The sequence below is a fragment of the Patescibacteria group bacterium genome, assembly GCA_004297735.1.
Classification (GTDB): Bacteria; Patescibacteriota; Saccharimonadia; order UBA4664; family SCTI01; genus SCTI01.
This window is the reverse complement of sequence record SCTI01000001.1, coordinates 20,800-35,206: the sequence shown is the minus strand read 5'-3', so window position 1 is coordinate 35,206 and position 14,407 is coordinate 20,800. Positions and strand designations below refer to the sequence as shown.

Sequence of the window (14,407 nt, the reverse complement as noted above, 5' to 3'; positions counted from 1 at the left end):
AATCAGTAACCGGTTGTACCGTGGTGCGGGTCGAGATAAGCACGGATTGCGAGCGCCGCCGACACCCCTTCGCCCACCGCACTGGCAACCTGGCCAATCGAACCCTCGGTTACATCGCCGGCCGCAAAAACCGCGGCAATATTGGTACGCATCTGTTTGTCCACCTCTACCAAATTACGCTCATCCAAGCTAACCGCCTTGTGTAGCCAGTCGGTATTTGGCAATAACCCGATAAAGACAAACAGTCCATCCGCCTTAAGCGACTCGGTCTGACCTTTGGTGGCTACCGCCACATGATCAAAGCGGCCTTGGCTTGCCACCACTTCGGTGGCCTCAGCTTCAAATTTAACCTCAATGTTGTCTTTTTGCTGAATCGCCTCAACCAAAATCTCCGAACCGCGAAACTCGCTCTTGCGAACCAGCATAGTAATCTTGCGGGCAAACTTAGCTAAAAACAGGCTCTCTTGCAGCGCGGTGTTGCCACCGCCAACCACCACCAAATCTTTATTGCGGTAAAGCGGGCCATCACAGGTAGCACAGTAATGAACCCCGCGGCCCTCCAGCTCCTTTTCTCCTGGTATCTGGAGTTTGCGATAGGCCGAACCGGTGGCGATCAACACGCTGCGTGCCTTAATTACCCCGTCGACCAGCTTTAGCTCAACATGATCATCTGCAGGGCTCAAACCAACAACCTCGGTATTAAGCTTTATCTCGGCGCCAAAGCGCTCAGCTTGCTTTTGCATCCGCTCAGCCAGCTCAATACCACCAACACCATCTGGAAAACCCGGATAGTTATCCACCGTTTCAGTGGTTGCGATTAAACCACCGACAACCCCCTTGTCTACAACGATCGTCTTAAGATCCTCTCGCGTGGTATAGACTGCGGCAGCCAAACCAGTTGGGCCGGCGCCAACCACCGCCACATCATAAAGTGTTTCGGCCATCTATAGCCCCAGCACTGCCTGCAAGCGTGGCTGATCAAAGCCAAGGATTCCCTCTTGGCTGTCGTCGCTTTTAGTGATGACCGTAAACGGCACCCCCATTTGCCCGCTGATTTGAATCATTTCTTGGGCCGCCTGCTCGTCGGTATCAACTCGAACCTCGGTAAACGGAATTTTGTGCTGAGTTAAGTACTCTTTTTCGGCCTTACAGTAAACACAGGTTGAGGTGGTATAAATCTTAATATCTTTGATGTTTGGCATATGGTTCTCCTTACCTCTATTATACCGAAGCGCGCAAGCGGCGTGACGGCTTAAGGCGAAGCGGGCGCCGTAGTAACCCCTGTAGCAACAAGGTTTGAAGCGCCAATATAAGCTTATAACCGTTAGGTACTCTAATCCGCTTTTGGCGCAATCGTATAGCCGGGTAACGCTGCAAGCGATGAAGTAACTCCCAGTAGTAACGGGTGGCCACCGCTACCGCCACCCTGCTGGCCCAAGGCAGCTTATTCAAACCGTCTAAAGCCTCCTTAAAATCACCAATTATGTCTTGTTCAGCCTTTACTTTAGCTAAATCGTCAAAAGTATCAAACTCAACCGCTGGGAAATAAATTCTTTGACGGTCGTTGTAGTCGCTAGCGAAATCGCGTAAAAAATTAACCTTTTGAAAAGCCGATCCCAAGCTTTGTGCCGCCGGCATTAGCTTAAGGTAAGCCTTATGCTCAACAAATACCCGTAAGCACATCAATCCAACCACCTCGGCCGAGCCATAGATATAGCGCTCATACTCCTTTTGACTGTAGGAACGCTTGGCAATATCCATCTCCATGCTCTCCAAAAAAGCTTCGGTTAATGTTGCGCCAATTTGATAACTACGCATCACCTTAATATATGCTTGAACCACCGGATTGATTGACGTGCCCAGCAGGTTGGCGGCTTTGAGCTCATGACGCAACCGCCGCAGCAGCTCGGTAGCAGTAGCCGGCGGAAAACTATCCACCAGCTCATCGGCTAGGCGCACAAAGCCGTAAATCCCATAGATAGCCTGTCGCTGTCGCCGTGGTAGCAGCTTCAGCGCCCACCCAAAAGAGGTGGTGTAGGTGTGTGTAATTGCAGCGCTAGCGGCCGTCGAGGCCTTATCATATATAGCCTGGTCGGCTAGCTTCACTTTTGCCGGCTCACCGTAAAGGCCATGATTTCGGCCAGCGCCTCTTTGGCCGGAGCCGCCAGCGCCAGACGATCAAGAGCCTGCCCGGCCTTGGTGGCATAGCTGGCCGCTAAAGCCTGGGTTTTGGCATGCGCCCCTGTCACCTCCAAAATCCGCTTCACCTCCGCATGGCCTTCTACGCTAACCTTTGGGTCGCCAAAGTGTTGCTCAAGTACTGCCCGCTGGTCGGCATCAGCCAACTCAAAACCATACTGCATTAAAATGGTCCGTTTGCCCTCGGCCAGGTCACTGGTAACCGGTTTACCAACCTTTTTCTCATCCCCAAACATCCCTAAAAGATCATCGGTTAACTGGAAAGCACACCCTACCGGAATGGCCAAATCGTGAATTGCATTTAACTGCTCTTGGTTGGCGCCCGCCAAAATCGCACCCAATTGCATTGGCGCGTCAAAACTGTAGGTTGCCGTTTTGTAATGCAGCACCTGGTGCAGACGGTGTTCGGTTACCTCGCTAGCATCACCTAATGGCAGCAGCACGTCGAGCACCTCGCCGCCGCTAACCTCGAAGATCATTTGGGTCATACGCTCGGCCGCTCGCACCTTGGTTGAATCATCAAAGTCTGATTTTAGTATCAGCTCAAAGGCCAGTCCGGCATTGGTGTCGCCCGCCATCAGAGCGATGCCGTCGGCAAAATGGCGAGCCTCTTGCGGCGACAGATTGCGGCCAAGTAGTTCGCAGTAACGACCGGCAATATTAGGACCACCATAACGAGTGGTGTCTCGATCAATAATATCGTCGTGTATCAATAGAAAGTTGTGATACAGCTCCTGGCTAGCTGCCATATCTAGTGCCGCGCCAAGGCGGTCGCCCCCGTACCCCGCATAAATTAAGTACATCAAATAGGGGCGAATTCGTTTGCCCCCTCGATTCACAAAAGCTGCCATCTCCTCGATCAGCTGGGCATAGCTAGCATCGATTTTGGCAGCCTGACGAGCCTTAGCGGCATAAAGTTTAGCTAAACGCTCATCCACTAAAACTCGGAACTCCGATTTGGTTAGTATCTGGCTGTCTTGAAGTGTTTTATTCATGATTATTTCTTTATATCACGCATTATGCGTTCTGCCACCAATTTACCACTCAATAATACCATTGGCACACCCGATCCAGGGTAGGTGCTCGCACCAGTAAGATACAGCCCACTAACCCCCTTAACATAGTTATGCGGGCGGAAATACCCAGACTGCCCCAAGGTATGAGTTAGCCCAAAGGCGGCACCATCCGGCAGGTTGTATTTGGTTTTAAAGTCGTGAGGACCAAACACCACCTCAGTTTCAATTGACCGGCTTAAGTCAACCCCAAATCTTTGCTTTAGAGTTGTTAATACGTGCTGTCTTAAGCGTTTTTCGGCCTGCGCCCAATCAACCTTGCCGGTCAAGTTTGGCACCGGCACCAAGGTGTAAACAACATGCCTACCCTCCGGGGCCACCGTCGGGTCGGTTTTAGTAGGTACGTGGGTATAAAAGGCTGGGTTTTCTGGTAGTACGTTTTGGTTGAAAACTTGATCAAAATTGGCCTTATAGTCTTGGCTGAATACCACATTATGGTGCTCTAAGTTTGATACGTCTGCGTTAACTCCCCAATAAAACAGCATTGCCGAATAAGACTGTTTAAGCTTAGATAGTCTCCGGTCGCTCATTTTAGGCCGCTCAAGTGGAGTCAAAAGTTGATTATAGGTGTAGCTCAGATCGGCATTTGAAATCACAATATCTGCCTTCACTCTTTTGCCCGACTCTAGTTCGATCCCGGTAGCCCGGCCAGATTCAACCACAATTCGCTTAACCGGAGCGTTAAGCTTGATCACCCCGCCCATCTCACCTACCAGCTTAGCCAGCGCTCGAGGTACCTGATGCATTCCACCCTTGGCGTACCAAATCCCACCAGCCGTCTCCATGTACGCAATAATTGCATAAATTGCTGGGGCGTCGTAGGGTGAGACACCCAGATACATTGACTGAAAACTAAACGCCTGGCGCAAGCGTGGGTCGGTAAAGTAGCTACCAACCAAGCCGTATAGACTCCGCAGACCGCCATGTCGCAACAGGTTTAAACCGCTTACTGGATCGATAAAGTCAAATAGCGAGTCAAAATTCTTATCGATGTAGCGATCTCGGCCCAGTCGGTACATCATCGCCAGCTTGGCAAAAAAGCGATGGAACTGTTGCGGTGCGGCCGGATCGATTGCCGCCAACTCCTTGGTTAGCTCGGCTAGATTACTGGTAAGCACCATACCGCTACCATCGGCAAAAGCAATCCGATAATTGGGATCAAGCTGCTGGAGCTCAAGATAATCACCCATGTTTTTGCCGGCGACTGCAAAGGTCTGCTCAAGCACATCGGTCATCATTAAAAGCGTTGGGCCGATATCAAAACGGTAGCCGTCCTGCTCAATTAGCTGCGCCCGCCCACCAGCTAAAGACTCTTTTTCGTACAGCTCAACTTGGTAGCCAGCAGCTAACAACCTAATTGCCGCACTTAACCCGCCGAGACCGGCACCAATAATAACAACTTTTTTAGATCTGCCTTTTGCCATATAAATCTTGCCCTATGCTACCATAAATTTATTAATGGCTAACTTTATCTACCTTATTACTCTTGTCGTCTCTCTGGGCGGCCTGTTCTACCTCGATTACCGATATCGACTGGCTTTTTTTACCCAGCCGCAACTAACCACCCGCGTCGTTGCGATCAGTGTTCTATTCTTTTTAGTCTGGGATGTAGTTGGGATTTTAGTAGGAATTTTTAGCACAAACCAACGTTATGTTAGTGGTGTTAGTCTCGCTCATCCCAATCTCCCGCTTGAAGAACTGCTGTTCTTAACCCTGCTTAGCTACCTTACGCTTTTGATTTGGAGATGGCGCACCCAATGATGGTTTATTTTTTAGTATGCGTTCCATTTTTAATTATTAGCACAGCCGTAGCCTTGATGGCCGCTAGACAACAGCCGCAGTTTTTTCGCCAGCTCGTCTGGGTGGTAATACCGCTGATTTTACTCACCGTTATCTTTGACAACCTGCTGACCGGCCTGCCAATTGTAAATTACGACTCCAGCCTCATATCTGGTATTCGTATTGGTTCGGCGCCGATTGAGGATTTATCCTACACCATTGCCGTCGTTCTACTCGTACCTTCCCTGTGGATACTGCTCGGCCGTGATTAAACGAATTAAAATTTTACTGCTAGCATCCCGTCCTTTCTCTTGGGTTAATACCGCCTTTCCGTTTGCGGCAGCCTATTTGCTGGCAGGAGGTCAGCCTGGGCCGTTTTTTACTGTAGGCTGTCTGTTCTTTTTATTCCCGTTTAATCTACTGATGTACGGCGTCAACGATGTTTACGACTACGAAAGCGATATTCTTAACCCGCGCAAAGGAGGTATTGAAGGCGCTAAGATACCCAAGCCTTACCATCGCTTTGTTTTAGGCGCTTCAACAGTGATTTGCTTACCGTTTGCATTATATTTAATCACCGCCAATTTAATTGCTGCTTTAATTTTAGCCCTACTCTTAATCGATGCCGTCGCGTATAGCGCGCCGCCGCTTCGCCTTAAAGAAAGACCTTTTATCGACTCGGTCAGCTCAAGCTTTCACTTTGCCGGACCGGCGCTGTTTGGTCTAATGGCTGCTGGCTTCAACCAGCAATTGGTACCGGCTATTCTAGCTTTATTCGTGTGGGGGTTGGCTAGCCATGCCTTTGGTGCGATTCAGGATATTGAACCAGATAAGCAGGCTGGAATCGGCTCAATCGCTACCGCTCTTGGACAAACAGCCACTAGCTGGTTATGTATTGCCTTGTTTGTCTTGGCAGCAATAATAACCTCGACCTACGGGGCGGTTAGCTACATTTTGCTTGCAGCGCTTTCGCTGTACCCCTTGAATGTGTGGTGGTCCTGGCGAACCAAAAACTTTAATCAAGGCTGGCGACGCTGGATGTGGCTTAATTTACTGTGCGGTTTTGTCTTTACTCAAATTGTCTTGTGGCGCTGGTACGGCTGGTAGCTGTTCAATAATCTCAACCAGCTTAGCTGGAGTAACATCAACCTTTTGGAGGTATTGAGTAACCCCAAGGCTCTGTGCTTCTTTAATGATATTAGGGTTATCGATGTTGCTAAAACCGATGATCTTGGTCTGAGGGTACTGCTGAGCAATCTGCTCGTTGCGCAACATCTCCAGACCGGAGGTGCCCGGCAGCAGCATATCCAAAATAATCACCTCGGGATGATTTTGCTTAATCAGGGCTGCCGCTACACCGGCATCCGGTGCCTCATACACGGTGTGTCCGGCTTTAACCAGGGCGTAGGTGTAGGCGGTGCGAATTTGACTATCGTCTTCTAGAATCAGTACTTTTGACATGCGTTGCTCCTTGGAATCAATTATAAGCATAAAAAATCCACAGCCGCTATACTTATTGGCATGAAGCAGCCAACCGTAGTGCCAATTACCGCTCTAACCGGCTTTTTAGGATCCGGAAAAACCACCTTGCTGGGGCAGATCTTAAACAACCCGCACGGCTACAAGATCGGGGTGGTGGTTAACGATTATGGCGACATTAATATTGATGCCGAACTGGTTAAGGAGCAAAGCGATGATCTCCTTGAACTTACCAATGGCTGCATGTGCTGCACGCTTGACTCGCTTGACCTTGATGAGGCTATTGAACAGTTCACTCACCCTAGCAGCCCGGTCGACTATATTGTAATCGAGGCCAGTGGACTAGCCGAGCCAGCTGATTTAACCGCGGTTTTAAGGCGTGCCTGTGGCGATCATGCCCGACTAGATGCCGTGGTGGCAGTGCTTGACGCCGCCAACTACGACAGTAATCCCGACTCAATTAAGCTAGCTAAAGAGCAGGTTGAGCACGGTGACTTTGTGATTATAAACAAAGCCGACCTGGTAGACCAAAAACGTTTACGACAGGCTCAAGACTTTGTTAATGGCATTAATTCACGAACTCGGTCTATTGTCACCGAGCAGGCCAGGGTTGATGTACGCCTGCTACTCGACCAAGAGATGCATGATCACGATAAGAACATTAGTCATCAGAGCGATGATGGCCATCACTCCCATCAGCACGTCCACGACCACTACTCTACCTTTAGCTTTGAGCCTAACCAGCCGCTGGATCCAGCACGGTTTCAAAGGTTTGTTAATCAACAGATCCCGACCAACCTTTATCGTGCCAAAGGCTTTGTAGATTTTGGAACCAAGGGTGAGGGGCGTAAATATCTATTCCACCAGGTTGGCCGTCGGGCCGAGTTAAGCTGGGACGAATGGGGAGCATCAACCCCCAAAACTCGGCTGGTCTTTATTGGACGAGATCTAAGCAAAGCCCAGATAGAAGCTCTTTTGCAGGACTGCATTGACCCCAGCCCATCCACGGCTATCCGGCAGCCATTAATTGTGCCGCGCCGTTCCTAGTGATTTAATTGTGCATTTTGCCATAGACAGTGAGCGTTCTGTATGGAAATATATTAAGAGTTTTGCATAAGATCTTGGTCTAATGTAGGGTAGATGTAGTTTAAGTGGGGAAGAACGATGTCTTATAAGTTGCAGCGATTTGTCGCTATTGTATTTAGTTTTATTTTGGTACTAGCACCTGGCGTAACCTTGGCTGCGAGCAGCGGCCCGCGTGACGCCGATGCTAACGCCATGATTTATAATGGCGCCTACTCGACTCAAGAATTGATTAACAAGCTTCAAAACGGTGATGGTCAGCATAGCGGCCAGTCGATTCGACATGAGTTTACCAGCCGCGGCGTCAGCATGGCCGAGCTTAAATCCGACAACATGGTTAACGGCACCGTAACCAAAAGTGGTCGGGTGATCGTGGGTGACAAAACCGTGGCAACCGGCGCTCGCAGCTATGGTCGGCAAAACATTGCCGGCTCTAAAAAAGATGGCAATCTGTACGTTCGTTCTACTGAAGTTTCGTTCCAGAGTAGCTCGCTAGCAGCCTTTGTCTACATGAAGGACGGAGTGTTTCAGTTTGCGGTTATTAAGGCCTGCGGCAACTTAGTCCAAGCCAAAGCGGTAACCTCCGCACCTGCCAAAAAGGTTCAAGCCAAGCAGCCCGCACCAGCTCCCCAAGTGATTGTGGTCCAGCAGCAGCAACAGCAGCAAACCGCCCCTGCTCCTGCGCCCGCTCCGGCTCCAGCACCACAACCGGCACCAGCTGCGCTACCTAAAACCGGTGACACCGGTGGTTTAGCCGCCGCTTTTGGCACCGGCATCATGGGATACACCGGCTGGCGATACCGTCGCAGTCGACGAGACTTAGCCGCCTCTTTTATCAACCGCTAGACTAGCCTAATACCAGTGGTGGGCCAGCCAGAACTGCCATGCCTTAGTCGGCGTGCCATAACGCTGCTGAATATAGTTAAGCCCCCATTCAATCTGACCCTGCGGGCTCATGTCCTTAATTTTTGAACACGGTAGCGCCTGTGGAATACCACAAGCTCCGCTTGAGCGATTACGGGCCGCCGGGTTCCAGTTTGACTCGCGCGTCCACAGCGCTTGAAGCGCCGGCCAATGCTCATCGCCAAACTGCACCGCGTTAAGCGAACGGCCCAAGGCCATTGAGCTGCCCGATCCCAATGGGATAGCCGTTGTCGCCGCCGCTTTTGGCGTGGACTGCGCCGAGGCCACCGACCCGCTACCGTCGCTACCAGGCAGCTTGGTCACACCAGACCAACCGCTTGGACGAACCGATTTTCTGGTATTAGCAGCCGCCTTTTGGACCGGCGGCTGCATCTTAGGGCTAACCTGCAAGCCCGGCTGGCTGTCGGCACGGCTAGAACCGCCGGCAAACACCGAGCCAAGACCACTCGCAATCATTACGATCAGGATCGCCATTAGGCTGCGTCTATATAGTTTTGGGTGATGAAAAGCAAACCGCTCCATCCGGACCTCAGTTAGTAATCTACAATCGTACAATGTTTTATTGGCTTTATCAAGCCAAAAACGCTTATGCTAAAGCCAAAACGGCTGTGCTCGATAAAAAATAAAGTACAAGGTACTATATTGGGTATGACAAACTTACAGACCACCCCGGTATTTAAGAGCCTGTTGGAGTGGGCGCAAGCGACCTCCCAGTCTAGCGACAGCACTCAGCCAGTCGATGGACAGGCCTACAATCAACCCGGCCAAAATATCTTCACCCAAACCATAATCAAACTGCCCAATGGCGGTCAAATTGACCTCAAGTTAACTTTGCCGCAGGCTAGCTCAGACTTTGAGTGGCTTGCCGAAATTACCGTCGACGATACCTCCACCGGTGAGTATAAACACTACCTATTGCGCAAAGCCGGCGACATTGTTGAGACCTATGGCAAGCAAGTTATTGACGTCAGCGAAGCTGACGCTCAAGGCCTACTTGATTATTTACGAGCCATTAAGGTGGTTAACGCTTAATCTCGGTAACGCCCCAGTGCGCCGCCAGTTCAGCCAAACTGCCCTGGCTGATTGCCTCCCTAATTTGGCCCATCAACTGAAATATAAAATGTAAGTTGTGCAATGTCACAAGTCTAGGACCCAAAGCCTCGCTGGTGGCAAACAGGTGTCGAATGTAGGCACGGGTGTGGTTTTGACAGGTAAAGCATCCGCAAGTCGGATCGATTGGCTGGTCGTCATCTTGGTACTTAGCGGCGGCCACATTCAAACGAAACTTGTTTTGGGCGGTACCTCCAGATTCAGGCGCGATGTAGGCCGCACCATTACGAGCCATTCGAGTTGGCGCTACGCAATCGAAAGTATCCATACCGCGAGTGACTCCGGTAAAGAAGTCGGCGATTTCACCTATGCCCAGCAAATGACGCGGCCGATCTGGAGGCAAAAACGGCGTTGACCACTCAATAATATCGTACATATCCTGCTTGGTACGGCCCAGTGATCCGCCAATCGCGTAACCCGGAAAGTCTAAATCTGCCATAAACTTGGCACTTTCTTCGCGCAAACCCCTATAAGCGCCGCCCTGAACGATGCCGTAAAGCGCCTGGGTGCTCCGATTGGTCCAGGCGTCCCGGCTGCGTTTAGCCCAAGCGTGAGTCCGCTGTAAGGCTCGGGCGGTGTAGCGCTCATCGTGGAGCGGCGAGGTGCATTCGTCAAAAGCCAAGATAATGTCAGCCCCGATCTGCTGCTGCAGCTTAACCGCGATCTCGGCGGTTAAGCGGTGACTCGAGCCATCAAGATGCGACTTAAATGACACTCCATCATCATCCACCTTCATGAGCTTTGGCTTGCCGCCCTTGCGTTCCTGACCGGGCTCATCCGGGAAGATATTGCTCATCTTACTCACCCCGTGCTCAAGCCCAAAGCCTAACGAAAACACCTGGAACCCACCGCTATCGGTAAAGGTCGGCCCCTGCCAGCCCATAAATTTGCCCAAGCCGCCAAAACGCTCGATGCGCTCGGTACCCGGGCGCAAATATAAATGATAGGTGTTAGCCAACACCGCTGGCGCCTGCAGCTTATGCAAATCAGCCACATCTAGTGTTTTAACCGTAGCCTGCGTCCCCACCGGAATAAAAGCCGGTGTCTCAATCGGCCCATGAGGCGTATTAATGGTGCCGCGACGGGCGTCACCGTCGGTAGCATGCACAACAAAGCTAAAGTTTGAGTCTAATTTCACGACGGTAATTGTACCACGGTTTAGCCCATAAAAGCCGTTAACTATAAAACGACCCCGAAGGGCCGCTCTATAGTTAGTCGTTTAACGCTTACTTAACGTCTTGGACTTCCAGCTCGAGGCCCTTTGATTCGCTAAAGACCACGTTCAAGACTGCGGCTGCAATCACGCCCTGCACCCAGCCAAAAACGAACCCTACTAGCGGCAGGATAAACACGGCAAACACTGCCACGCTCAAGCTAATACCCATCTTAGCTAGCCAGTCGTTGTTACTGCCCAGAATGCCAGCAACCGCCGAAAAGCTAACCAGTAGACCGTATACAAAGGCAATGATTGCCTGAGTAAAGCCGACCACCTTACCAAATGAGGCGACCCCTATTTTGTTGACTTGAATCTTTCTCATAACCCTACTCCTGGCCGCCCACAGTTAATTCTTATGCACTTTTACAATATGGCTCGCCAGGAATAATGTCAACTTTTAACAACTAGGCTGTGACTACTTACAATAGTCGCTGGTGCCAGCCGGCTGACCATTACGTACCGGCAATGCCTTGATGGCCGTTTTGTCGCTACCGGTCAGGTAGTCAAACCAGCACAATGCATAAAAAGACTGCTCTTTATCTTGAATTCGTAGTTGATCGGTCTTATACAGATCGGTTTTGGATGCATCGTTTGGCTGCCGCAAATCGTACACGCCAAGATCAAAGAACACATTTTTACCCTGGCGTATGCCCACTTCGGTGGCAATCATGGTGCCTTTTTTAATTAACGGATGATCACGAAACTTCTCGGTACGACTATCATCCGGCTGAGGCTGCGGTAGTTTGTCGGCATAAGCTTGAAACTCCGGAGTCAGGGTGGCTAAATGATCCAATCGGTACATCACACCACACGAGTCCATAAAATCAAACATATACTGAACCTGCCCTTCAACCAGATAGCGAGAGCCTCGATACAAGTAAGCATCGCGAATAGCCGATACCGTAATCATATTGTTGGTTGAAGGGTCGCCGCCCAGCCCGCCGTGAGGCTTAAAGTCGCCCCCTCTAACCTCTCCAGGCAGTAAAACCGAGTTAACCTTGGTCACATCCACCGGTGATGCAATCGTTAGCGGATTTTCACATTCCGGCGCCTTGCCCATCGCCTTCCAGCTGTCGCCATTAAAATCCCACTCCACCAAGCCATTTGAGTTACCGGTTATACCATTTAACGCTTGAGAGGGACTCTTTTTGGTGATAAACATCCAGACCACAAACCCCAGTACTGCGACGACAGCAATAATTAAAATAACCTCAATAACGTAAAAGCCACTTTGCCGCCGGAGTTGGGTGTTCATAAAAATATTCTATCCCCGCCTCCCCCAAACCGCAATAGTGCTTATGTTTAATACTATCAGCTACTGAACACAGGCATTTTACGTCTAAAGTATACTGAATCTATGGCGAGAAGACGCTACAGTAAAAACAAAGTTCAACAAACCAACCACTTATTGCTATTTTGGGTGATTGTATTGGTGGTCGTGGTTATGAGCGTCACCCAAACAACCAGCCTAATTGAACTTACAGGCTTATTTGTCGCGATCATCCTTGCTGTAGGATTAACCGTAATCGGCGTTTCCTACATTATCCAGCAGCGGCGTAGCCAGAAACGCCTGCAGGCTCTTCGACTACTTCGGCTTGATGATGTCGACCGAATGTCGGGTATTCAGTTTGAAAAGTATGTCGCCGAGCTGCTTAAATACCAAGGTTATAGCGTTAAAACAACACCGGTTAGCGGTGATTATGGAGTTGACCTTGTTATTACAAGAAATAAGGTTCGGACCGCCGTTCAATTAAAATGCTACTCAAAAGCGGTGGCTCAAGAAGCAGTCAGAGAAGCATTTTCCGGTATGGCTCACTACAGATGCACAAAATCAATGGTCATCACTAATAATCAGTTCACGCCACACGCTAAAGCTCTAGCCGCCTCTAATAAATGTGAGCTGGTTGATCGAGATCAGCTAGCTTTGTGGATACTGGATTTTTACCAAGCTCCTTAAAAGATCCAAGGTTGCTATTTCTTCCTTAAATTCAATGAAATAATCGAACCATACCCTAGATATATGACTGCAATCATAATTGGTATCAATTTATTACCATCAATACTCTGGTTTAGGCCCACAAATCCAGCTATGACTACAACTCCGAATACTACACACATCAGACCGGTAACCAGTGCTTTTATCCAGGTAGTTTTGACCAGCCTCATCAAAATAACTACCGAGAGCACTACCAGAACTGCTGCTATGGCCATTGATATTACCGCCGGCATAATACCCGGCTCTTTGGGGCAGCCTTCCGGTATAATACAGGGTTCAATATACTGCCCCTTCAGACTCTCCGCCTCTCGGTTATATAGGTAATCAAATATAATTGCGCCAGATACAAAAAGCAGAATGGTTGGCGCTATCGCAAAAACCAACCCATAAAATATTTGTCTGCTCTTACCCATACGACGATTATACAATAAGTTTTCTGACTATAAACATTAGCTCATATTATTTTGACTCAAAAAGGTCTGTCTAGATAGTGTCAGCTCACTCACCTATCCTAAAAGCATCAAGCCGTTTGAGAAAGGATATCCTTTGACAATCAAAAAGCTGCGGCGCAACCAGCACGAGCTGGCCGAGGAGATCCGCCAGTTTTGCCGGTCACAAGTTGATCTGTGGAACCAGCTTCCGTGGCTGGTACTGCAGGCGCAGGGGCGGACCGGTTGGGGCCCCGGATATGAGTACTCCGTGGGAATGATGGTACTAGAATCACTTAACGCCCACGGCTACCACATTGGTGGCGTCGACCTAGAAACCGGTGAGCTGATTTACGCCCCAAAGAGCCAATCGGACATCCGCCCCATCACCGATGACGCCCAGATACTTCATATAGACCTGGAGGAGCTCGATGCCAAACCAATTCTGAAGCAGTATATCGAGCTCTCCCAAGAGGAAACCGGCTCCTATTACAACTACGAAGAGCAAGAGAAGCAGCGCCAAGCATTAGCCAAGCGCTATCACCTGGCGGCAGGAAAGCCTTACCGCCGCAAGACACCGTTCAAGGTGGTTGAGGACTACCTGGGGTGAGACAAACTATGACCGGGCTTTAACAGCTCGGTCATAGTGATACTGCGCCTCAAAATAAGCCCAGCTATGCCGCAACAAATCTCGTAGGATGCTTTCGCTCAGCAAGTCCAATATAGTGATTCAAATACCCCCACGCCGTTACCAGTTCATTATCGCGCATAAACGCTATGGGATCGCCAATATCAGGTTCCTTTAAAGAAAAACCTTCTGGCTGTTCGTGCTTACCGCTGAGCGTCGGCTCCTTGAGCTTGGAGTCAAAAATCATATTCTGGCCATCCCCATACTTAAAGCTAAGCTCGTTATTATTGGCTGCAACTACGCCAAGTTCTGTATCGCTATCATATGACGTTACTATTCCTATTTCCATCTTACCCCCTAATTTTTTGTTAATGCTAGTAAAATTATACCATTCAATAATTCCTGGCTGGGGCGGTAGGATTCGAACCTACGATCTCTTGAGCCAGAATCAAGCGCCTTACCACTTGGCCACGCCCCATCGAGTTTTAACCT

Annotated in this window: 18 protein-coding genes, 1 tRNA gene and 1 pseudogene; 7 read left to right on the top strand and 13 right to left on the bottom strand. The window is 49.8% G+C overall.

Features of this window, described 5'->3' with window-relative positions; genetic code table 11:
* Positions 1-2 precede the first annotated feature (2 nt).
* The 4 genes and pseudogenes from EPO04_00225 to crtI form a co-directional block, all read right to left on the bottom strand.
* Positions 3-1,202, bottom strand: a pseudogene (locus EPO04_00225) (FAD-binding protein).
* 19 nt (positions 1,203-1,221) lie between these two features.
* Entirely contained in the window at positions 1,222-2,106 is an 885-nt protein-coding gene (locus tag EPO04_00220; protein TAK89530.1) for a phytoene/squalene synthase family protein, read from the bottom strand.
* Positions 2,103-3,194, bottom strand: a complete 1,092-nt coding sequence (locus EPO04_00215) for a polyprenyl synthetase family protein (GenBank protein TAK89529.1) — start codon at positions 3,192-3,194, stop codon at positions 2,103-2,105. The genes EPO04_00220 and EPO04_00215 overlap by 4 nt, the downstream gene beginning before the upstream one ends.
* Positions 3,195-3,196: 2 nt before the next feature.
* Positions 3,197-4,696, bottom strand: a complete 1,500-nt coding sequence (gene crtI, locus EPO04_00210) for a phytoene desaturase (protein TAK89528.1) — start codon at positions 4,694-4,696, stop codon at positions 3,197-3,199.
* A gap of 34 nt (positions 4,697-4,730) precedes the next feature.
* Here crtI and EPO04_00205 point away from each other — a divergent pair, with 34 nt between their 5' ends.
* From EPO04_00205 to EPO04_00195, 3 genes are read left to right on the top strand one after another with little or no spacing between them, the layout of a single operon-like run.
* A complete protein-coding gene (locus EPO04_00205) occupies positions 4,731-5,033 on the top strand; it encodes a lycopene cyclase domain-containing protein (GenBank protein ID TAK89527.1) in 303 nt (100 codons plus the stop codon).
* A complete protein-coding gene (locus tag EPO04_00200; protein ID TAK89526.1) occupies positions 5,018-5,323 on the top strand; it encodes a lycopene cyclase domain-containing protein in 306 nt (101 codons plus the stop codon). The genes EPO04_00205 and EPO04_00200 overlap by 16 nt, the downstream gene beginning before the upstream one ends.
* A complete protein-coding gene (locus tag EPO04_00195) occupies positions 5,316-6,158 on the top strand; it encodes a prenyltransferase (protein ID TAK89525.1) in 843 nt (280 codons plus the stop codon). Before EPO04_00200 ends, EPO04_00195 begins: the two co-directional genes overlap by 8 nt.
* Here the strand turns inward: EPO04_00195 and EPO04_00190 are convergent.
* The gene (locus EPO04_00190) at positions 6,102-6,542 is read right to left on the bottom strand and encodes a response regulator (GenBank protein TAK89524.1); all 441 of its coding nucleotides are present in this window, start codon (positions 6,540-6,542) and stop codon (positions 6,102-6,104) included. The two genes, EPO04_00195 and EPO04_00190, sit on opposite strands and share 57 nt — an antisense overlap.
* Before the next feature lie 30 nt (positions 6,543-6,572).
* On the opposite strand from EPO04_00190, the gene EPO04_00185 reads away from it, so the two are divergent.
* Positions 6,573-7,577 (top strand): GTP-binding protein, encoded by a 1,005-nt coding sequence (locus EPO04_00185; protein ID TAK89523.1) that lies wholly within the window; start codon positions 6,573-6,575, stop codon positions 7,575-7,577.
* A 638-nt stretch (positions 7,578-8,215) separates the two neighbouring features.
* Here EPO04_00185 and EPO04_00180 read toward each other — a convergent pair.
* Both EPO04_00180 and EPO04_00175 read right to left on the bottom strand, forming a co-directional pair.
* Positions 8,216-8,452, bottom strand: coding sequence for a hypothetical protein (locus tag EPO04_00180; GenBank protein TAK89522.1), 237 nt, complete (start codon positions 8,450-8,452; stop codon positions 8,216-8,218).
* A 13-nt stretch (positions 8,453-8,465) separates the two neighbouring features.
* On the bottom strand, positions 8,466-9,011 hold the full coding sequence (locus EPO04_00175) for a hypothetical protein (protein TAK89521.1): 546 nt from the start codon (positions 9,009-9,011) through the stop codon (positions 8,466-8,468).
* A 174-nt stretch (positions 9,012-9,185) separates the two neighbouring features.
* Between EPO04_00175 and EPO04_00170 the strand changes: the two genes are divergently transcribed.
* Entirely contained in the window at positions 9,186-9,569 is a 384-nt protein-coding gene (locus tag EPO04_00170; GenBank protein ID TAK89520.1) for a hypothetical protein, read from the top strand.
* Here the strand turns inward: EPO04_00170 and tgt are convergent.
* From tgt to EPO04_00155, 3 genes are all read right to left on the bottom strand, one after another.
* The gene (gene tgt / locus EPO04_00165; GenBank protein ID TAK89519.1) at positions 9,559-10,785 is read right to left on the bottom strand and encodes a tRNA guanosine(34) transglycosylase Tgt; all 1,227 of its coding nucleotides are present in this window, start codon (positions 10,783-10,785) and stop codon (positions 9,559-9,561) included. The two genes, EPO04_00170 and tgt, sit on opposite strands and share 11 nt — an antisense overlap.
* 88 nt (positions 10,786-10,873) lie before the next feature.
* A complete protein-coding gene (locus tag EPO04_00160; GenBank protein ID TAK89518.1) occupies positions 10,874-11,185 on the bottom strand; it encodes a hypothetical protein in 312 nt (103 codons plus the stop codon).
* Positions 11,186-11,278: 93 nt separating this feature from the next.
* On the bottom strand, positions 11,279-12,118 hold the full coding sequence (locus tag EPO04_00155; protein TAK89517.1) for a hypothetical protein: 840 nt from the start codon (positions 12,116-12,118) through the stop codon (positions 11,279-11,281).
* A gap of 102 nt (positions 12,119-12,220) precedes the next feature.
* Here EPO04_00155 and EPO04_00150 point away from each other — a divergent pair, with 102 nt between their 5' ends.
* Positions 12,221-12,820 (top strand): restriction endonuclease, encoded by a 600-nt coding sequence (locus EPO04_00150; protein TAK89516.1) that lies wholly within the window; start codon positions 12,221-12,223, stop codon positions 12,818-12,820.
* Positions 12,821-12,834: 14 nt separating this feature from the next.
* Here the strand turns inward: EPO04_00150 and EPO04_00145 are convergent, their stop codons facing one another.
* A complete protein-coding gene (locus EPO04_00145; protein TAK89515.1) occupies positions 12,835-13,272 on the bottom strand; it encodes a hypothetical protein in 438 nt (145 codons plus the stop codon).
* A gap of 133 nt (positions 13,273-13,405) precedes the next feature.
* Here EPO04_00145 and EPO04_00140 point away from each other — a divergent pair, with 133 nt between their 5' ends.
* A complete protein-coding gene (locus tag EPO04_00140) occupies positions 13,406-13,897 on the top strand; it encodes a hypothetical protein (protein ID TAK89514.1) in 492 nt (163 codons plus the stop codon).
* A gap of 64 nt (positions 13,898-13,961) precedes the next feature.
* Here EPO04_00140 and EPO04_00135 read toward each other — a convergent pair whose 3' ends face one another.
* Both EPO04_00135 and EPO04_00130 read right to left on the bottom strand, forming a co-directional pair.
* Complete coding sequence (locus EPO04_00135) at positions 13,962-14,264, bottom strand: hypothetical protein (GenBank protein ID TAK89513.1); 303 nt, start codon at positions 14,262-14,264, stop codon at positions 13,962-13,964.
* Positions 14,265-14,318: 54 nt separating this feature from the next.
* Positions 14,319-14,393: transfer RNA gene (locus tag EPO04_00130), tRNA-Gln, on the bottom strand.
* Positions 14,394-14,407 lie beyond the last annotated feature (14 nt).